At 65.2% G+C, this 18200-nt stretch carries 18 protein-coding genes; 11 read left to right on the plus strand and 7 right to left on the minus strand.

Annotated elements, in window-relative coordinates:
• Positions 1 to 84: 84 nt before the first annotated feature.
• From shn_RS13205 to shn_RS13220, 4 genes are all read right to left on the minus strand, one after another.
• Positions 85 to 1233 (minus strand): hypothetical protein, encoded by a 1149-nt coding sequence (locus tag shn_RS13205; RefSeq protein ID WP_064330812.1) that lies wholly within the window; start codon positions 1231 to 1233, stop codon positions 85 to 87.
• Positions 1234 to 1422: 189 nt separating this feature from the next.
• Positions 1423 to 2511: a hypothetical protein gene (locus tag shn_RS13210; RefSeq protein ID WP_064330813.1), complete on the minus strand. Its 1089-nt coding sequence runs from the start codon at positions 2509 to 2511 to the stop codon at positions 1423 to 1425.
• A 173-nt stretch (positions 2512 to 2684) separates the two neighbouring features.
• Positions 2685 to 3062, minus strand: a complete 378-nt coding sequence (locus shn_RS13215; RefSeq protein WP_064330814.1) for a cytochrome c family protein — start codon at positions 3060 to 3062, stop codon at positions 2685 to 2687.
• A 29-nt stretch (positions 3063 to 3091) separates the two neighbouring features.
• On the minus strand, positions 3092 to 3679 hold the full coding sequence (locus tag shn_RS13220; protein WP_064330815.1) for a thymidine kinase: 588 nt from the start codon (positions 3677 to 3679) through the stop codon (positions 3092 to 3094).
• Between the two features lie 229 nt (positions 3680 to 3908).
• Between shn_RS13220 and shn_RS13225 the strand changes: the two genes are divergently transcribed.
• The 6 genes from shn_RS13225 (at position 3909) to shn_RS13250 (ending at position 9799) form a co-directional block, all read left to right on the plus strand.
• Positions 3909 to 4868: a choline ABC transporter substrate-binding protein gene (locus shn_RS13225; protein ID WP_064330816.1), complete on the plus strand. Its 960-nt coding sequence runs from the start codon at positions 3909 to 3911 to the stop codon at positions 4866 to 4868.
• Positions 4869 to 5018: 150 nt separating this feature from the next.
• On the plus strand, positions 5019 to 5891 hold the full coding sequence (gene choW, locus shn_RS13230; RefSeq protein WP_064330817.1) for a choline ABC transporter permease subunit: 873 nt from the start codon (positions 5019 to 5021) through the stop codon (positions 5889 to 5891).
• Positions 5888 to 6928 carry a choline ABC transporter ATP-binding protein gene (choV, locus tag shn_RS13235; protein ID WP_064330818.1) on the plus strand — a complete coding sequence of 347 codons (1041 nt, stop codon included), beginning with the start codon at positions 5888 to 5890 and terminating at the stop codon, positions 6926 to 6928. Before choW ends, choV begins: the two co-directional genes overlap by 4 nt.
• Before the next feature lie 79 nt (positions 6929 to 7007).
• Complete coding sequence (locus shn_RS13240; RefSeq protein WP_064330819.1) at positions 7008 to 7772, plus strand: HugZ family protein; 765 nt, start codon at positions 7008 to 7010, stop codon at positions 7770 to 7772.
• A 184-nt stretch (positions 7773 to 7956) separates the two neighbouring features.
• The gene (locus tag shn_RS13245) at positions 7957 to 8295 is read left to right on the plus strand and encodes a helix-turn-helix transcriptional regulator (RefSeq protein ID WP_064330820.1); all 339 of its coding nucleotides are present in this window, start codon (positions 7957 to 7959) and stop codon (positions 8293 to 8295) included.
• Between the two features lie 178 nt (positions 8296 to 8473).
• Positions 8474 to 9799 carry an aspartate aminotransferase family protein gene (locus shn_RS13250; RefSeq protein ID WP_064330821.1) on the plus strand — a complete coding sequence of 442 codons (1326 nt, stop codon included), beginning with the start codon at positions 8474 to 8476 and terminating at the stop codon, positions 9797 to 9799.
• A 70-nt stretch (positions 9800 to 9869) separates the two neighbouring features.
• Here the strand turns inward: shn_RS13250 and shn_RS13255 are convergent, their stop codons facing one another.
• The gene (locus shn_RS13255) at positions 9870 to 10280 is read right to left on the minus strand and encodes a thiol-disulfide oxidoreductase DCC family protein (protein WP_064330822.1); all 411 of its coding nucleotides are present in this window, start codon (positions 10278 to 10280) and stop codon (positions 9870 to 9872) included.
• 31 nt (positions 10281 to 10311) lie between these two features.
• Positions 10312 to 10812: a GNAT family N-acetyltransferase gene (locus shn_RS13260; protein ID WP_064330823.1), complete on the minus strand. Its 501-nt coding sequence runs from the start codon at positions 10810 to 10812 to the stop codon at positions 10312 to 10314.
• Positions 10813 to 11025: 213 nt separating this feature from the next.
• Here shn_RS13260 and shn_RS13265 point away from each other — a divergent pair, with 213 nt between their 5' ends.
• The 3 genes from shn_RS13265 (at position 11026) to shn_RS13275 (ending at position 13929) form a co-directional block, all read left to right on the plus strand.
• Positions 11026 to 11895 (plus strand): aldose 1-epimerase family protein, encoded by an 870-nt coding sequence (locus shn_RS13265; RefSeq protein WP_064330824.1) that lies wholly within the window; start codon positions 11026 to 11028, stop codon positions 11893 to 11895.
• 81 nt (positions 11896 to 11976) lie between these two features.
• Complete coding sequence (gene ade / locus shn_RS13270; RefSeq protein ID WP_064330825.1) at positions 11977 to 13671, plus strand: adenine deaminase; 1695 nt, start codon at positions 11977 to 11979, stop codon at positions 13669 to 13671.
• A 57-nt stretch (positions 13672 to 13728) separates the two neighbouring features.
• Positions 13729 to 13929 carry a hypothetical protein gene (locus shn_RS13275; RefSeq protein ID WP_064330826.1) on the plus strand — a complete coding sequence of 67 codons (201 nt, stop codon included), beginning with the start codon at positions 13729 to 13731 and terminating at the stop codon, positions 13927 to 13929.
• A 330-nt stretch (positions 13930 to 14259) separates the two neighbouring features.
• Here shn_RS13275 and shn_RS13280 read toward each other — a convergent pair whose 3' ends face one another.
• Positions 14260 to 15903 carry an alpha-glucosidase family protein gene (locus tag shn_RS13280; protein ID WP_064330827.1) on the minus strand — a complete coding sequence of 548 codons (1644 nt, stop codon included), beginning with the start codon at positions 15901 to 15903 and terminating at the stop codon, positions 14260 to 14262.
• 150 nt (positions 15904 to 16053) lie between these two features.
• Here shn_RS13280 and shn_RS13285 point away from each other — a divergent pair, with 150 nt between their 5' ends.
• Entirely contained in the window at positions 16054 to 17058 is a 1005-nt protein-coding gene (locus shn_RS13285) for an Ldh family oxidoreductase (RefSeq protein ID WP_064330828.1), read from the plus strand.
• Positions 17059 to 17141: 83 nt separating this feature from the next.
• On the plus strand, positions 17142 to 18056 hold the full coding sequence (locus shn_RS13290; RefSeq protein WP_064330829.1) for a sugar kinase: 915 nt from the start codon (positions 17142 to 17144) through the stop codon (positions 18054 to 18056).
• The last annotated feature ends 144 nt before the right edge of the window (positions 18057 to 18200 follow it).

Below are 18200 nucleotides of genomic sequence, written 5' to 3' on the forward strand. Positions count from 1 at the left end.
CTCCCGGGAGATCGGCAAGACGCGCGACACGGCGAAGGTGAAGGCGAGCCGGCAGGCCGGCCCGCCGATCGTTCCAGAATAGCCCTACCCTTCGCTGATCACCTGGTTTCCCGAGATCACATGCACCTTGTAGGCGCCGAAAATGCCGGCGGTCTCGCCCGCGGCATAGAGCGCCTGATAGGCATCGTGCGGCACCAGCGCGTGTTTCTCATAGGCGCTGACGCCCATGCGGGCCGCTTCGAGATCGTCGGTCTCGATATGGAACTCCTCCTGCGCCGGGGTCGAGCTCCAGAAACCCTTCTTCGCCGGGCGCTCGGCCTTGGAGAAGACCTCCTGCACCGTCCAGGTCAGCAGCCAGGCGTTTTCCGGCTTCCGAACCTTGGAAAGGATCTCGTTGACCCGCTCGTTGTTCTCGGTGATGCCAGCCGAATAGAACGGCCCCAGCACGATGCGGCGCAGTTGCTTGGGATGGAGCGTCGGAAAATCCCGGTCGAGATTGGTGGCGATCGTCGCGGGGGTGAGCGAATAGGCGCTGTTCTTCAGCGCGAAATCGTCGAAGCGGCTGGCAAGCTCGGGATTGAGCAGGCCGCCGACCGGCAGCGGGATGTCCACGTCAGGATTGAGCTTGCCGTCCTTGGTCACGAGCATCTTGATGACGTTCTCGCTCGAATCCTCGATCGTCGCCATGTAGACCATCGGCAGCGTCGCCGTGCCGTCGAAGGCGCCCCAGCAGACGACGTAATAGGGCCGCATGGTCTTCGGATTGACGGCGACGCGGATCGTCTCCGGCAGCACGAAAGGCGAGAAGATGTCGCCCTTGCCGATCTGCTCCAGATAGAGCCGCTCGGCCATGCGCGCCTGGAGATCGCCCGGAAACGCCTTGTGACGCAGGATGAAATCCGCCATCTCGCCGCGCAACTGGTCGGCATTCGGAATCGCCGCGAGCCGCTTTTCCGCACTCTGCCGGTCGTTCTCCAGTTCCAGCACGTTCTGGAACACCGGAAAGCCGCTCTCGGCGCGCGAGACGCGGAACTGCTGGACGAAACCGATGCGGTTCTCCCAGCAGGCGAAGGAGGCCTTCAGCCGGGCAAGATAGGGCACGACGATCTCGCCCACCACGCTGTTGCGGTAGAGCGGCGAGTTGCGGTCGGCAAGGAAGATCTCAAGGCCGCCGAGGGCGGCGCGGATGGTGGAGAAATATTGCGCGACGGCGCTGTCGGCGGGGGCGTTCATGGCGCAGTATCCTGGCGGTCAGCCCGAGACTGCCCCTCATCCGGCCTGCCGGCCACCTTCTCCCCGTAAACGGGGCGAAGGGGATATGCCGATCGGGTTTCCCCAAACAATACCGGTTCGCGGGGCACGTCCCCTCTCCCCGCTTGCGGGAGAGGGTTAGGGTGAGGGGCAATGGCATGCCTGCAACCATCACGGCTTCACGTAGTTCGCGGTGTTGTGCTTGTCCATCACGGCCTGGAAGCGCCGGGCGAAGGCGTCGTCGGCAAGTTTCTTGCGGCGCTGGATGTCCTGCGTCGCCAGCATGTTCTTCTCGTGCATTTCGAGGAGATCGCCGATATGGCGCTGGGCGGCCGAGCCGATGCCGGCCATGGTCTCTTCCGCGGCCGTGTCGACCTGCGAGCCGAGCGTGTTGATCTTGTGCGCCACGTCCTGCTGGGCGGCCGTCTTCAACGAATCCTCGAGCGCCTTGTAGAGCACGATGCGCTGCTCGGTATCGATGGTCAGCTTGTTGATCAGCGTGTTCTGCGCGGCGATCTGGTTGTTGAGCGAATCGACGAAGGTCTGGAACATCGAGGTGTAGCGTTCCAGCGTCTGGCTTTCGGCGAGCAGCTCCTGCTCCTTCGCCTGCATCAGGTTGTATTCCGTCGCCAGCGCGGAGCGCTCGCCTTCAAGGTCCGTGCGGGTCTTCTGGTCGGTGGAGGCGGCGATGCGGTTCTCGAGGTCCATCAGCAGCGGATTCAGTTCCTCGATGCGCTTCTGCGTTGCTTCGAGGTTGACCATCGTGCCCTTGCGCCGCTCGATCACCTGCACGAGGCTCGCCTCGGAGGTCTTGTAGCGCTGGTCGAGAATCGACTTCTGTTCCTTGAGGATGCCGACGATCGTGTCGGACTTGGAGAGCAGTTCCTGGAGGTTGCCGGCGAGCGACATGTTGCGCACGCGGTCGGTGCGCATGCGCTGCATCTTCTGCTTGGAGAAGATGCCGATGAACTTCTCATAGCCCGTATAGCTCTTCATGCTCTCGAATTCGGTGCCGAAGATGTTCGTCGCGTCCTCCAGCCCGATGATGAGGTCGGCAATATTGCCTTCCATCACGCGCTGCTGGGCGATGACGTCCTGGATGCGGGCGTTCTCGATGTCGAAATTGACGTCGCCGAGCTTGGTGTCCGCCTTGGCGAACTGGTCGAGCACGGTGCTCGACTGCTCCAGCTTGCTGCGCATCTGGTTGACGACACTGCGGGTCTTCTCGATTTCCGCGTCGAAGTTCTGAAGTGTGGCCATGCTTGTCCCCTTGAAACTCTCCACGGCAGACGTCTGCGCCGCCCGATTTATTCCATCGCGGCAACACTATACGATTTCAGGCAGATAGGAACCTGCCCGCCGCCTTTACCGAACAAGATGTGGGACGGCACGGACCGCCCGCAAGACCGGCGCCGAAAATTTCCGGCACACGGCTAGTAGCCTGCCGGCGCCTTCAGATAGGCGATGAGGTTGGCGATATCCTCGATCTTCTTCAGTCCCGCAAAGGCCATGGCGGTGCCCGGCACCATGGCCTTGGGCGACATCAGGTATTCGGCGATCAGGGCTTCGTTCCACACCCTGCCGCCCTCGGCGAAAGCCTGCATCCTCGCGGAATATCTGTAGTCCGCGACGGAGGCGACCGGCCGGCCGACAATGCCGGCGAGCGTCGGCCCGACGCGGTTGACCGGCTCGACGGAATGGCAGGGCGCGCATTTCTTGAAGACCGTCTTTCCCGCGATCGCATCGCCCTCCGCAAGGGCGGGGGCGGCAAGACAGAGGAAGGCGGCCGTGACGAGAGAAAGCTGTTTCATCGTGTGTCCCCTCGCCGCCCCTTCCGCCGTCAATCGGCGTTCATGATGTCGTCCCAATGGCGGCGGCAATAGGAAACGTACTTGTCATTGCCGCCGATTTCCACCTGCGCGCCTTCCCGCGCCACCTTGCCGTCCGCCCCGAGCCGGACGACCATCGTCGCCTTGCGGCCGCAATGGCAGATGGTGCGCACCTCGCGCAGCTCGTCGGCGATGGCGAGCAGCGCTTTCGAGCCGGGAAAGAGCTTGCCCTGGAAATCGGTGCGCAGGCCGTAGGCCATGACGGGGATGTGCAGCCGGTCGGCGACGCGGGCGAGCTGCCAGACCTGCTCCTCGGAGAGGAACTGCGCCTCATCGACGAAGACGCAGGCGATCTCGCCGCTGCCGTCGCCATTCAGTTCCTCGACATGCTTGTAGAGGTCGTCGGCATGGTCGAAGGCGATGGCTTCCGAGGTCAGGCCGATACGCGAGGAGATGCGGCCCTGGCCGGCGCGGTCGTCGAAGGAGGCGATCAGGATCGCCGTGCGCATGCCGCGTTCGCGGTAGTTGTAGGACGCCTGCAGGAGCAGCGTCGACTTGCCCGCGTTCATCGTCGCGTAACTGAAATAGAGCTTGGCCATGGTTTTCTCCGTCCCCGCCTCATGGCCCGGCAAGGCGCGATTTTCCAGTCGAAAAGGCCGGAAAACCACAGAAAACCGCGCGGCCCGCCTTCTGCGACATCCATGTGCAAAATTGCGAACAGGTCCGAAATTTATTGGACCTTTCAGGGGCTTCCAGCTACGCCAAGGTGCTTGAAAGCATGTCGTTTTGATGATTGGCTAAACCATCAGTTATAAGGGGAGCAATAAAATGAAGTCTGCATCGCCATTCAAGACCCTTCTTGCCGCGGCCGTGTCCGTCCTCGCGCTTGGCGCCGCCAATGTCTCGGCCGCCGAAGCCGAAAGCTGTGGCAAGGTTCGCTTCTCGGACGTGGGCTGGACGGACATCACCGCCACGACCGCCACCGCGACCGTTCTGCTGAAGAGCCTCGGCTACGAGACGGAAGTGACGGTCCTGTCCGTTCCGGTCACCTATACCTCGCTGAAGAACAAGGACATTGACGTCTTCCTCGGCAACTGGATGCCGACCATGGAAGCCGACATCGCGCCCTTCCGCGAGGACGGCTCGGTCGAGACCGTGCGCGAGAACCTGGAGGGCGCGAAATACACGCTGGCGACCAATGCCAAGGGCGCCGAACTCGGCATCAAGGATTTCGCCGACATCGCCAAGCAGAAGGATGCGCTCGGCGCCAAGATCTACGGCATCGAGCCGGGCAATGACGGCAACCGCCTGATCATCGACATGGTCTCGAACAACAAGTTCGATCTGTCGGGCTTCGAAGTGGTCGAATCCTCCGAGCAGGGCATGCTGGCCGAAGTCGCCCGCGCCGAGCAGGAAGGCACCCCGGTCGTCTTCCTCGGCTGGGAGCCGCACCCGATGAACGCCAACTTCAAGCTGACTTATCTCACCGGCGGCGACGACGTCTTCGGCCCGGACTTCGGCGGCGCGACGGTCTATACCAACGTGCGCCAGGGCTATGTCGGCGAATGCCCGAATGTCGGCAAGCTCCTGCAGAACCTCAAGTTCACGCTGGAAATGGAAAACCAGATCATGGGCAAGATCCTGAACGACGGCCAGGATCCGGAAGCGGCCGCGACCGACTGGCTGAAGGCCAACCCGGCCGCCATCGAGCCGTGGCTTGCCGGCGTGACGACCAAGGACGGCAGCGGCGAGGCCCTGCCGGCCGCAAAAACGGCACTCGGTCTCTAACGGACCAGAACGGGGCGGGAAGGAAACTTTCCCGCCCTTCTTGCCTCCGGATACTGCGATTGCCGCAAGAGTGCGCGAGCGGTCTTGCGTTGCGGACCGCGCAGGTGTTCCGGCTGCGCATCGTCAACCTCCAGACGAAGGCTTACTGCCGTGGATTGGCTTACCGTTTCCAAAATTCCGATCGGCCCGATCGCCAAGGACGCCGTCAGTTGGCTGACGACGAACGGCAAGGGATTGTTCGACTTCCTGAAGGTCTTCCTGCAGGCCGGCATCGATGCCGTGCTCTTCCTGCTGCAGGGACCGTTTTCCAGCGCCGGCGGCAGGTTCGGCTATGCGCTGTTCCTCATCCTGCTCGTGACGGGTCTGAGCTGGTGGTTCCGCCGCTCGATCGGCGTCGCCGCCTTCACCTTCCTCGGCCTCCTGCTCATCGTGAACCAGGGCTACTGGAAGGAGACGACGGAGACGTTGGCGCTCGTGCTGGCGGCGACCGGCGTCAGCATGGTCGTCGGCGTGCCGCTCGGCATCGCCGCCGCGCGCCGGCCGTGGTTCTATTCGATCCTCCGGCCGATCCTCGATCTCATGCAGACGATCCCCACCTTCGTCTATCTCATCCCGGCCCTTATCCTCTTCGGCCTCGGCATGGTGCCCGGCCTCATCGCCACGGTCATCTTCGCCATCCCCGCACCGATCCGCCTCACCCGGCTCGGCATCATCTCGACGCCGCCCTCGCTGGTGGAAGCGGCCCAGGCCTTCGGCGCGACGCCCGGCCAGGTGCTGCGCAAGGTGGAACTGCCCTTCGCCACGCCGCAGATCATGGCCGGCCTCACCCAGACCATCATGCTCTCGCTGTCGATGGTGGTCATCGCCGCGCTCGTCGGCGCCAAGGGGCTCGGCGTTCCCGTGGTGCGCGCGCTCAACACCGTGAACATCTCCATGGGCTTCGAGGCGGGCCTGTGCATCGTGATCCTCGCGATCATCCTCGACCGTCTCTTCCGCGCCGCCGATGATGGAGACGCCAAATGACCGAAGCCGTCGTCTTCAAGAACGTTTCCATCATCTTCGGCGACAGCCCGCAGAAGGCCCTCGCCATGGTCGATGCGGGCAAGACCCGCGACGAGATCGGCGCGGAGACCGGCCTCGTGCTCGGCGTGGCGGATGCCACGCTGTCGATCACCGAGGGCGAGATCCTCGTGCTGATGGGCCTTTCCGGCTCCGGCAAGTCGACACTGCTGCGCGCGGTCAACGGGCTCGCCCCCGTGGTGCGCGGCGATGTGCAGGTGAAGGCCGCAAGCGGTTCGGTGAACCCCTATACGGCAACGCCGAAGGCGCTGCGAGACTTCCGCATGCACACCGTCTCGATGGTGTTCCAGCAGTTCGCGCTGCTGCCCTGGCGGACCGTCGCCGACAATGTCGGCTTCGGCCTGGAGCTTGCCGGCGTGCCGGATCGCGAGCGCAAGGCGCGCGTCGCCGAACAGCTCGAACTCGTCAATCTCGCCAAATGGGCGGACCGCAAGGTGAACGAGCTGTCGGGCGGCATGCAGCAGCGTGTCGGGCTTGCCCGCGCTTTTGCCACCGGCGCGCCGATCCTGCTCATGGACGAGCCGTTCTCCGCGCTCGACCCGCTGATCCGCACGCGCCTGCAGGACGAGCTGCTGGAATTCCAGCGCCGGCTGAAGAAGACCATCCTTTTCGTCAGCCACGACCTCGACGAGGCCTTCCGCATCGGCAACCGCATCGCCATCATGGAAGGCGGGCGCATCATCCAGTGCGGCACGCCGCAGGAGATCGTCAAGAACCCGGCCAACCAGTATGTCGCGGACTTCGTGCAGAACATGAACCCGATCAACATGCTGACGGCCGGGGACGTGATGCAGCACGGCCCCTCCGCCGACGGCGGCGTGACGGCGACCGCGGCACCGCAGACCCCGCTCGTCGACATCCTCGACGCCATGGCCCGCACGCCGGGCAATGTTGGCGTCGTCGACAACGGCACGGTCGTCGGCACGATCAACGCGCAGGACATCGTGAACGGATTGACGCGGCACCGCCGGCGCGGCTGACAGAGCGCCCCGAACGGATTAGATAGAGCAGCGCCCCGGAACGGGCGCTGCTTTTTCATGGAAGGACGGGAGCAAGACCATGACAGAGAAGGACAAGCCGAGCGTCCTGCGCGAAACCGACGACGACGCCCGGCGCCTTGCCCGCACGCTGCTGCGCTCCGCCCGGAGCTGCGCGCTTGCCGTCATCGAGCCGGAAAGCGGCGCGCCCTTCGCCAGCCGCACGCTGACGGGCACCGATACGGATGGCACGCCGGTCATCCTCGTCTCGGCGCTTTCCGTCCACACCCAGGCGCTCCGGCGCGATCCGCGCGCCTCGCTGCTGGCAGGCGAGCCCGGCAAGGGCGATCCCCTCGCCCATCCCCGCCTGACGGTGCTCTGCGAGGCAGAGGAAGTTGCCCGCGACAGCGCCGCCCATGCCGGGCTGCGCGAACGCTTCGTCCGCCGCCATCCCAAGGCGAAGCTCTATGTCGATTTCCCCGACTTCGCCTTCTTCCGCCTCGTGCCGTTGCGCGCCCATCTCAACGGCGGCTTCGGCAAGGCCTTCGTGCTAACGGCGGACGACCTCATGATTCGCTCCCCGGCCCGCGGCGCGCTTGCCGAGATGGAAACCGGCGCCGTCGCGCACATGAACAGCGACCATGCGGAAGCGGCCGACATCTATGCCCGCCACTATTGCGGCGCGAAGGACGGCGACTGGATCATCGTGGGGATCGACGCCGCCGGCATCGACCTTGCCAGCGGCGACAAACTGAAGCGCCTGGAATTTTCACGGGAACTTGATCAGGCCGTGGAACTTCGTGGCGAGCTTGCGCGTTTGCTTCAGGAAGCAAGGGCGGCGGGCTGAACCGCCTGCATTTGCGCGAAATCCGCTTTCGGCACCGTTCTCCGATTGGAAGAGGTGCCTATCGCTATGCGTGCAGCATACCCCCATTTCTGGCTCTTGATGAGGGGTATTTTGTTTATATGCTAACAAGCGGATTCAAATAAAATCACATAATTTGAAGCGGAAACGCCCAAAGGAGTTTCAGATGGACAAGATTTCAGACGCAGAACATGCGCAGGCCGAGGTTGCATCCGACTTTCTGTCCGCCATGGCAAACCCGAAACGCCTGCTCATCCTGAAGGTCCTGGTCGAGGGCGAAATCGCCGTGGGCGCCCTTGCAAACCAGGTGGGACTCAGCCAGTCGGCCCTGTCGCAGCACCTGTCGAAGCTGCGCGCGCAGAATCTCGTCACCACCCGCCGCGATGCCCAGACGATCTACTATTCCAGCAAGTCGGATGCCGTGCTGACGATCCTCGACGCGCTCGAGCGCATCTACCGGGCCTCCGGCAATGGCGCGACGGAAAAGAAGCTGCGCATCGCCTGAACGACCCCGATAGACCCCGATTGCAACGCCCCGGCCAAATCCGGGGCGTTTTGCATGGAACCATCCGCTTGACGGCCCCGGGCGCCTTGATAATTTGACCAGCGGGTAAAAATCCCACCCGCCGGGACGGCCACCGCTTTCAAAGGCCCCAGCATTTCAAGGATCACGGAGAGACCGCATGTCCAACCGCCTCAACACACCCAACGATCTGCGTGCCTTCTGGATGCCATTCACGGCAAACCGGCAGTTCAAGAAGGAGCCGCGCCTCTTCGTCGGCGCCAAGGACATGTACTACACCACCCATGACGGCCGCCAGGTGCTCGACGGCACGGCGGGCCTGTGGTGCGTCAATGCCGGCCACTGTCGCCCGAAGATCACCGAGGCGATCCGCGAACAGGCCGGCGAGCTCGACTATGCGCCCGCCTTCCAGCTCGGCCATCCGAAGGCCTTCGAGCTTGCCAACCGCCTCGTCGACATCGCCCCCGAGGGCATGAACCACGTCCTCTACACCAATTCCGGCTCCGAATCGGTCGAGACCGCGCTGAAGGTGGCCCTCGCCTACCACCGCGCCAAGGGCGACGGCGCGCGCTTCCGCCTGATCGGCCGCGAGCGCGGCTATCACGGCGTCAACTTCGGCGGCATCTCCGTCGGCGGCATCGTCGCCAACCGCAAGATGTTCGGCACCCTGCTGACGGGCGTCGACCACATGCCGCACACCCACTTCCCCGACAGGAACGCCTTCTCGCGCGGCGAGCCGGAACATGGCGGCGACATCGCCAGCGAGTTGCAGCGCATCATTACCCTGCATGACGCCTCCACCATCGCCGCCGTCATCGTCGAGCCGGTCGCCGGCTCCACCGGCGTGCTCATCCCGCCGAAGGGCTACCTGCAGAAGCTGCGCGAGATCTGCACGCAGCACGGCATCCTGCTGATCTTCGACGAGGTCATCACCGGCTTCGGCCGCCTCGGCGCGCCCTTCGCCGCGCAGTATTTCGACGTGAAGCCCGATATCATCACCACCGCCAAAGGCCTCACCAACGGCGTGATCCCGATGGGCGCCGTCTTCGTGACCTCCGAGATCCATGACGCCTTCATGAACGGCCCGGAGCACATGATCGAGTTCTTCCACGGCTATACCTATTCCGGCAACCCGATCGCCTGCGCCGCCGCGCTCGGCACGCTCGACACCTACAAGGAAGAGGGTCTCCTGACCCGCGCCGCGGAACTCGCCGCCTACTGGGAGGAAGGCCTGCATTCGCTGAAGGACTGCCCGAACGTCATCGACATCCGGAATGTCGGCCTGATCGGCGCCGTCGAACTCGCCTCCATTGCCGGCGAGCCGACCAAGCGGGCCTTCAATGCCTTCCTCAAGGCCTATGAGAAGGGCCTGCTCATCCGCACGACGGGCGACATCATCGCGCTCTCCCCGCCGCTGATCATCGAGAAGCGGGAGATCGACGAACTGTTCGGCAAGCTGCGCGAGGTGCTGCAGAACAACATCTGATCCGGCAGGGGGAATGGCGGCTTCGGCCGCCATTTCCGGACGCAATCACCGCCGAGAACGATGACCCGCCTCACAACACCCGGTCCGCATCCTGCGGCGAGGGTATCCAGCAGGCGGCGCGCCGTCCGAACAACCGGTAGCGGTTGCGCGCCAGCCAGCGATAGGCGGGATCGCGCAGGAAGCGCGGGATGAGACGCAGCGCGGACAGCGCCTTCCATGGCCAGCCGAGCCCGGCATAGATCGCCAGCACCGCATCGCTGTCCTTCAGCAGCCGGTCGCCGTCCACGACGATCATCGATTCGGGATCGGCCGGATCGATGCCGAAGCGGCGATAGAGCGCCGCGCCGACCGCATTCTGCATGGAGGCAAGACGGAAGCGCCGGGCGTGATCGTGCCGGAGCACGAATTGCGCATTGGCCGAGCAGAGGATGCACTCCGCATCGAAGACGATGATCGGGCCTGCCGCGTCGTTCCGGGTCATGTCCTCAACATAGGATGGCGGCGATGCGCCATCAATCCGCGACCGCCGGAGAAAGCCGCTTTTCATAGCGCCAGACCTCCAGGTCGAAAGGCCCCTCGATCGTGTCCAGCCGTTGGACGACGGTCGCGGCAAGGTGCCAGCCGCATTTCTCGTAGAAACGGGCGGCGCGGTGATTGCCGATCGCGCAGGCGAGCCAGGCGGTCGCCACGCCATCGGCGGCCAGGCGTCCTTCGGCATCCGCCACGAGCGCGGCGGCAACGCCCCTGCCGCGCCCTGCCGGCGCCACAAAAAGCTGGTCGAGCTCGTCATGCCGGATGGCGCAAAAGCCGAGCGGTGCGCCGGGCTCGCCGATGACGCGCACATCCGCCAGCATGGCCGACAGGCGATCGGCAAAACTCTGCCGCGTGCGCAGGCGGGCAAGCGCGGCTGGAAGTACCGCCGCATGCGCATCCTGCCATCCGTCAAACCAGAGCTGCGCCAGCGCCTCGATTTCCGAGGGTCCGGGCGTCCTTGTGGTCCATGCCGGCTGCATCCGCTTCTCCCTGAATGAAACACGGGCGTCGCCAAAGTGCGCAGCGATCTTGCAGATTTGCGCCTTGCACTTCGGGTCCCCGGTTTGCGCATGTCTCTTCGCCAAACCGCTGCGCCCATTTGCATGACCTGCTTTAGCCGCGGCCGGATGGGCCTTGCAAGTCCGGCCGCTTTGAGGGCTATTGTGCGCGCCGGAAACCTTAAGGGCGAGCCCATGCCGACCATCACCCGTATAGAGAACGACCTTCTGTCGATCGATATCTCCTCGCTCGGCGCCGAAATGCAGGCGATCACCACCCGGGACGGGGCGCAATGGCTGTGGAACGGCGACGCCGCGTTCTGGACGGGGCGCTCGCCGGTGCTCTTCCCGATCGTCGGCAAGGCGCCCGATGACACGCTCCTCATCGACGGCAAGCCCCATGCGATGGCGCAGCACGGTTTCGCCAGGCGCCGGGAGTTCTCGCTGGCCGCCGCAAGCGATACGCTGTGCCGCTACAGCCTTCAAGCCTCGGACGAAACCCGCGCCGTCTATCCGTTCGACTTCCTGCTCTCCGTCGAGCACAGCCTTGATGGACCGACGCTCACCGTCGCCGCCGAGATCGAAAACCGCGGCAGGACCGCCATGCCCTTCGGCTTCGGTTTCCACCCCGCTTTCGCCTGGCCCCTGCCCGGCGCGGCGGGAAAGCGGCATGTCGTGATGCTCGACAATGCCGGGGAGCCGCAGCGCCAGCCACTGGAAAAGGGCCTGCTGTCGCAAGACCGCACCCCTTCGCCCTTTGCGGCGGGCCGGCTCGTCCTCTCCCCCGATCTCTTTGTAGACGACGCCCTGGTTTTCCCGGAAGGCGCGGGCAGCGGCCTGACCTTCCAGGCCGAGGGCGGTCCCGCGCTGGCCTTCCGCTTCGAGAACCTGCCGAACCTCGCGCTCTGGACCAAGCCCGGCGCGCCGTTCCTTTGCGTCGAGCCCTGGCGTGGCACGGCGGCGGAATATGGCGGATCGGGCGAACTGAAGGACAGGCCCTATACGACGGTGCTTGCGGCGGGAGCACGCGCCCGCTTCGCCTTCACCGTCACCTTTCCGGTCTGAGAACGCAATTCGACGCACCGGCCCTTCCCTCTTGCCGCCGCGCCGCTAGAGTCTTCCGCAATGGAATCGGGAGACTTCGCCATGGCCGACTTGGAACGCTTCATCGATCAGGGAACCGGCCGGGAGCCCGCCGACATCGTGCTGAAGGGCGGGCAGTTCTTCGATCTCGTGACGGGCGACCTCGTCGCCTCCGACATCGCCATCTCGGGCGATCGCATCGTCGGCACCTGCGGCGACTACCAGGGCCGCGCGGAAATCGACATTTCCGGCCGCATCGTCGTGCCCGGTTTCATCGACACGCACCTGCACATCGAATCCTCGCTCGTCACCCCGCACGAATTCGACCGCTGCGTGCTGCCCTACGGCGTGACGACGGCGATCTGCGACCCGCACGAGATCGCCAACGTGCTCGGCACGGAGGGTATCGAATTCTTCCTCGACAGCGCGCTCGAGACGATCATGGACATCCGCGTGCAGTTGTCGAGCTGCGTGCCGGCGACGCATCTCGAAACGTCGGGCGCGGATCTGCCGATCGAGCGCCTGCTGCCCTTCCGCGACCATCCCAAGGTGATCGGCCTTGCGGAATTCATGAATTTCCCGGGCGTCATCCACAAGGACCCCGTCTGCCTCGCCAAGCTGAAGGCCTTCCAGGGCGGCCATATCGACGGCCATGCGCCGCTGCTCTTGGGCAAGGACCTCAACGGCTACCTTGCCGCCGGCATCCGCACCGAGCACGAATGCACCACCGCCGAGGAGGCGCTGGAGAAGATCCGCAAGGGCATGCACATCCTCGTGCGCGAGGGCTCGGTCTCCAAGGACCTGCTGGCGCTGCTGCCGATCATCACCGAACGCCTCTCGCCCTTCATCGCGCTGTGCACGGACGACCGCAATCCACTCGACATCGCCGAGCAGGGCCATCTCGACTACATGATCCGCACCGCCATCGGCCATGGCCGCGCGCCGCTCGCCGTCTACCGCGCCGCCTCGATCTCGGCGGCCAGGGCCTTCGGGCTGCGCGACCGCGGCCTCGTCGCGCCCGGCTGGCGCGCCGACCTCGTCGTCGTCGACACGCTGGAGACCTGCAAGGCCGAGATGGTCTTCTCCGCCGGCCGCAGGGTGGACGATGCGCTCTTTGCGACGCGCCGGCCCGTAGCCCCGGTCGGTCTCGACAGCGTCAAGGCCCGCCCGGTCAACGCCGCCCATTTCGCCGTGCCCGTCACCGATGGCGAAACGCCGGTAATCGGCGTCCTGCCGGGCAAGATCATCACCGAGCACCGCCGCTACCGGCTGCCCGCCAGGGGCAACCAGACGACCGTCGATCTCGCGCAGGACATCATCAAGGTCGCCGTCATCGAGCGTCACGGCAGGAACGGCAACCATGCCAACGGCTTCGTGCAGGGCTTCGGGCTGAAGAAGGGTGCCATCGCCTCGACGGTCGGCCATGACAGCCACAATATCTGCGTCGTCGGCGTCGACGAGGACGACATGGCGCTCGCCGCCAACCGCCTCGGCGAGATCAAGGGCGGCTTCGTCGTGGTGGAGGGCGGCAGGGTGACGGGCGAGATCGCGCTCCCCGTCGCCGGCCTGATGAGCCTCGAACCCTACGAGACCGTCCGCGACACGCTGCACCACCTGCGCCAGGCCGCCTTCGCGCTGGGCGCCACGCTGGAGGAACCCTTCCTCCAGCTCGCCTTCCTGCCGCTGCCGGTGATCCCGCACCTGAAGATCTCCGACCGGGGGATGGTGGACGTGGACCGGTTCATGCTGATGGGGTGAGGTTTACCTTTCCGCGTTCGGCTCCTTCGCATAGAATAGACATGAAGGGAGCGCGACATGACGAAACTGGAGCAGATTGAGAAAAGCGTGTCTGAACTCAGCCCAGAAGAGTTCGACCGGTTTTCCGCATGGTTCGAAGCGCTTCAGGCGGAGCGGTGGGATCGGGACCTTGCCGAAGACGCCGCAAACGGCACTCTGGACGAGCTCGCCGAACTCGCTTTGGCTGAATTCCGCAACAATCGGACACGCCCGCTTTGAAGCATCACGCCACGGACACGTTCTGGACGTGTTACGCGGCACTGCCTTCTCATATACGCGAACAGGCCGACAGGAATTTCACCCTCCTGAAAGCCAACCCCGCGCACCCATCCCTGCAGCTCAAACCCGTCGGCCGCTTCTGGTCGGCCCGGGTGGGTCTTTCCTGGCGCGCCCTCGCCGTCAGAGATGCGCAGACGGACACTCTCGTCTGGTTCTGGATCGGCTCACACGCCGATTACGACCGGCTCGTCGGACGAAAACGGTAGAACGCTCCCGGAAGGGAATATTGGCTGACCGTGCTTGCGCACGGTCAGGAATTGCCGGAACCCGCTACAACCGCACGCAGGCCATATCCAGCCCGTCCAGCTCGATCGTCCCGTCCTTCAGCTTCGCCCCGAAGCCGGGCACCGACAGGGGCGCGCCGAGTTTCAGCGATTTGGCCGGCACGAATTCGGCCTTTTCATGCGTCAGGTTGAAGACGAAGAGCAGTTTCTCGCCGCCCTTCTCGCGGGTGAAGGCGAGGATGTCGTGGTTGGAGTGCAGGAAGGCCATGTCGCCGTCATGCAGGGTCTCGTGTTCCCTGCGGAAGGCGAGCGTGGCCCGGTAATGGTTGAGCACCGAGCCGGCGATCTTCTCCTGCACGTCGACGGCAAGCCGGGCGTGGTCCTGCGGCACCGGCAGCCAGGGCTTGCCGGTGCTGAAGCCGGCATGGGCCTCGCCATGCTGCCAGGGCATCGGCGTGCGGCATCCGTCGCGCCCCTTGAAGGCCGGCCAGAAGCGGATGCCGTAGGGATCGCGCAGGTCCTCGAAGGCGAGGTCGGCTTCGGTGAGGCCAAGTTCCTCGCCCTGGTAGAGGCAGATCGAGCCGCGCAGGGTCGACAGCAGGGTGATGGCGAGCTTGGCAATGCGCTCGCGCTCCTCAGGCGCGCGGATGAAGCGGCTGACATGGCGGTTGACGTCGTGGTTGGAAAAGGCCCAGCAGACCCAGCCGTCCGTCACTGCCCGCTGGAAGCTCTGCACGCATTTGCGCACATGGTCGGCGGTGAAATCCGGCCCGAGAAGATCGAACGTGTAGCACATGTGCAGCTTGTCGCCGCCGCTCGTATAGTCGGCGACGGTCTTCAGCGAGCGGGCGCCGTCGCCCACCTCCCCCACCGTCGCACGTCCCTCGTATTCGTCGAGCAGCGCGCGGAACCGCTTGAGGAAAGCGACGTTCTCCGGCTGCGTCTTGTCGTAGCGATGGGTCTGCATGCCATAGGGATTGACGTCCGGCGCATCGAGGCCGACCGCTTCGGGATCGGGCTCGTGGGGCGGGTTGTCGCGCAGCTTCCTGTCGTGGAAGTAGAAGTTCACCGTGTCGAGGCGGAAACCGTCCACGCCGCGATCGAGCCAGAAGCGCACGGTCTTCAAGAGCGCCTCCTGCACATCCGGGTTGTGGAAATTGAGGTCGGGCTGCGAGATCAGGAAGTTGTGCATGTAATATTGCTTGCGCACGCCGTCCCATTCCCAGCCAGGCCCGCCGAAGATCGACAGCCAGTTGTTGGGCGCCGTGCCGTCGGGCTTGGGATCGGCCCAGACATACCAGTCCGCCTTGGGATTGCTCCGGCTGGATCGGCTCTCGACGAACCAGGGATGCTGGTCGGAGGTGTGCGAGATGACCTGGTCGATGATGACCTTGAGGCCGAGGCGATGGGCCTCCGCCAGCATGGCATCGAAATCGGCGAGCGTGCCGAACATCGGGTCGACGTCGCAATAGTCCGAGACGTCATAGCCCATGTCGGCCATCGGCGACTTGAAGAAGGGCGAAAGCCAGATGGCATCGACACCGAGCGAGGCAACATGCCCGAGCCGCTTCGTGATGCCTCGCAGGTCCCCCATGCCGTCGCCGGTCGTGTCCTGGAACGAGCGGGGATAGACCTGATAGATCACCGCCCCGCGCCACCAGTCATCAGCCTTCTTGCGGGGCTTCGCCATGCCTTTTCGCTCCGGTTTCCTGTTGCTTTCGGCAAGATGTAACGCGGCCCCGGCGGGGCGTAAACGGCAGGTACCCCGATTTTTCGAAGGTTGACGCGAGCCGGGTCGATCGGGATGATGCCGGCAAATTCCATAGAGAAGGTTGACCCCATGACCGATGCCGTCACCCTTTCCCCGCAGGAAGCACGCGACCTTGCCCGCACGGCGCTGATGCGTGTCGGCATGGTGGAGACCGCGGCCACGGCGCTTGCCGGCGCCACGGTGGATGCCGAAATGGCGGGCAAGAACGCGATCGGCTTCACGCATCTGACGGATTACCTGCGCAGCCTCGTCGACGGGCGGATCGACGGGCGGGCGGAACCGCTCATCACCTCGCCGGTCCCCGCCATCGTGAAATGCGACGCCATGGGCGGCGTGGCCCAGCATGGCTTTGCGATCGCCCTTGAGGAACTGGTGACGAAGGCGAAGGCGCTCGGCATCGCCGTCTTCACCGTCCAGAACAGCTACACCACCGGCGAGCTCGGCTGGTATGCCGCCCAGCTTGCCCAGGAAGGCCTGGTCGCCATCGCGGCGACGAACGGGCCGGCGCTGCTGGCCGGCGCGGGCAGCCGCCTGCCCGTCTACTGCACCAACCCGCTGGCCTTCGCCGCCCCGCTTGCCGACGGGCGCTTCCTGCTGGTCGACCAGGCCTCCAGCGCCACGGCCTATGTGAAGATCCGCGAGGCGGCCGCCCGGGGCGAGGCCATTCCCGCGGGTTGGGCGCTCGACCAGGAGGGGGAGCCGACCACCGACCCCTTCGCCGCGATGAAGGGAGCCCTGCTCGCCTTCGGCGGAACGCGCGGTGCCAATGTCGCGCTCATGGTGGAGGTGCTCGCCGCCGGCCTCACCGGCGCGAACTGGTCGCTCGATGCCCCGGACTTCCAGGCGGGCGATGCCTCTCCCGGGGTCGGCCTGTTCCTCCTGGCGCTCGCCCCGCAGCTTCTCGCCGACGGTTTCTCCACCCGCTTCGCCGAGCAGGTGGAGCGGCTTTCAGGCGTCTACGGCGTCCATATCCCCGGCCTCGACCGCGTGGAACGGCAGCGGCAGGCGGAAAGCGCCGGTATCGTCTTGCCCCGCCAACTCTTTGACAGTATTTCCTCTTTCCGGCGCAACTAGAGCGTTTTGTTTTGACCGCATTCTCCGGCGCCGAAGCGATCTCGCCTCGGCAGGAAATGCACGGGTCGGGAGGACCTTGGGACATGGCGGCACGCCTGCTGACGATCGGCGAATGCATGGTGGAACTGATGCAGGCCGAGGGCGGCCTCCTGCGCAAGAGCTTTGCCGGCGACACGTTCAACACCGCCTATTATGCCCGCCAGTACCTGCCGGCCGACTGGAGCGTCGACTATGTCTCGGCCGTCGGCACCGACATGATCTCCGACGAGATGCTTGCCTTCATGGATGGCCACGGCATCGGAACCGGGCATGTCGCGCGCATCGAGGGCCGCTCGCCCGGCCTCTACATGATCCACCTGAAGGACGGCGAGCGCAGCTTCTCCTACTGGCGCTCCGCCTCCGCGGCAAAGCTGCTGGCGCGTGACGGCGACCGGCTGCGCGCGGCCATCGACGCCTGCGACATCGTGGTCTTCTCCGGCATCACGCTGGCGATCCTGCCGCCCGAGGATGTCGAGACGCTGCTCGCCGAGCTGCGTCGCGCCAAGGCCGCGGGAAAATGCGTCGCCTTCGACCCGAACATCCGCCCGCGCCTGTGGGACGATACCGAGCGCATGCGCGCGACGATCACCGCGGGCGCGCGCGCCGCGACGCTGGTCATGCCGAGCCTCGACGACGAGACGACGCATTTCGGCGATGCCGGGCTGGAGGACACCATTGCCCGCTACCGCGCGCTCGGCGTCGACGGGCTTGTCGTGAAGGACGGCGCCGAAGGCGCGACCCTCGTCTTCGGCGAGAAGCGCAGCCATGCGCCGTCCGCGAAGGTGGAGAAGATCGTCGACACGACCAGCGCCGGCGACAGCTTCAACGGCGCCTTCCTCGCCCGCCTTGCGACAGGCGCCGCGCCGGAAGAGGCTGCCCGCTTCGCCGCGGATGTCGCGGCCGCGGTCATCCAGCATCACGGCGCGCTGGTGGCGAAGGACAAGCTGCCGGAGGGTTGAGGCCACAAGGGCAACGACTCCGGCCCCTCATCCGGCCTGCCGGCCACCTTCTCCCCGTAAACGGGGCGAAGGGGATATGCCGCGCCGGTTTCCCCAACAAATGCCCGCAAGTGGGGCAGGTCCCCTCTCCCCGCTTGCGGGGAG

It is taken from the genome of Shinella sp. HZN7, assembly GCF_001652565.1.
Lineage (GTDB): Bacteria > Pseudomonadota > Alphaproteobacteria > Rhizobiales > Rhizobiaceae > Shinella > Shinella granuli.

Coding starts and splice junctions, on each gene's coding strand:
- ade (WP_064330825.1), top strand. CDS start 11,977: ATGGCCGACTTGGAACGCTTCATCGATCAGGGAACCGGCCGGGAGCCC.
- shn_RS13255 (WP_064330822.1), bottom strand. CDS start 10,280: ATGACCCGGAACGACGCGGCAGGCCCGATCATCGTCTTCGATGCGGAG.
- shn_RS13210 (WP_064330813.1), bottom strand. CDS start 2,511: ATGGCCACACTTCAGAACTTCGACGCGGAAATCGAGAAGACCCGCAGT.
- choV (WP_064330818.1), top strand. CDS start 5,888: ATGACCGAAGCCGTCGTCTTCAAGAACGTTTCCATCATCTTCGGCGAC.
- shn_RS13285 (WP_064330828.1), top strand. CDS start 16,054: ATGACCGATGCCGTCACCCTTTCCCCGCAGGAAGCACGCGACCTTGCC.
- shn_RS13260 (WP_064330823.1), bottom strand. CDS start 10,812: ATGCAGCCGGCATGGACCACAAGGACGCCCGGACCCTCGGAAATCGAG.
- shn_RS13205 (WP_064330812.1), bottom strand. CDS start 1,233: ATGAACGCCCCCGCCGACAGCGCCGTCGCGCAATATTTCTCCACCATC.
- shn_RS13250 (WP_064330821.1), top strand. CDS start 8,474: ATGTCCAACCGCCTCAACACACCCAACGATCTGCGTGCCTTCTGGATG.
- shn_RS13240 (WP_064330819.1), top strand. CDS start 7,008: ATGACAGAGAAGGACAAGCCGAGCGTCCTGCGCGAAACCGACGACGAC.
- shn_RS13225 (WP_064330816.1), top strand. CDS start 3,909: ATGAAGTCTGCATCGCCATTCAAGACCCTTCTTGCCGCGGCCGTGTCC.
- shn_RS13275 (WP_064330826.1), top strand. CDS start 13,729: ATGACGAAACTGGAGCAGATTGAGAAAAGCGTGTCTGAACTCAGCCCA.
- shn_RS13245 (WP_064330820.1), top strand. CDS start 7,957: ATGGACAAGATTTCAGACGCAGAACATGCGCAGGCCGAGGTTGCATCC.
- shn_RS13265 (WP_064330824.1), top strand. CDS start 11,026: ATGCCGACCATCACCCGTATAGAGAACGACCTTCTGTCGATCGATATC.
- shn_RS13220 (WP_064330815.1), bottom strand. CDS start 3,679: ATGGCCAAGCTCTATTTCAGTTACGCGACGATGAACGCGGGCAAGTCG.
- shn_RS13215 (WP_064330814.1), bottom strand. CDS start 3,062: ATGAAACAGCTTTCTCTCGTCACGGCCGCCTTCCTCTGTCTTGCCGCC.
- shn_RS13280 (WP_064330827.1), bottom strand. CDS start 15,903: ATGGCGAAGCCCCGCAAGAAGGCTGATGACTGGTGGCGCGGGGCGGTG.
- shn_RS13290 (WP_064330829.1), top strand. CDS start 17,142: ATGGCGGCACGCCTGCTGACGATCGGCGAATGCATGGTGGAACTGATG.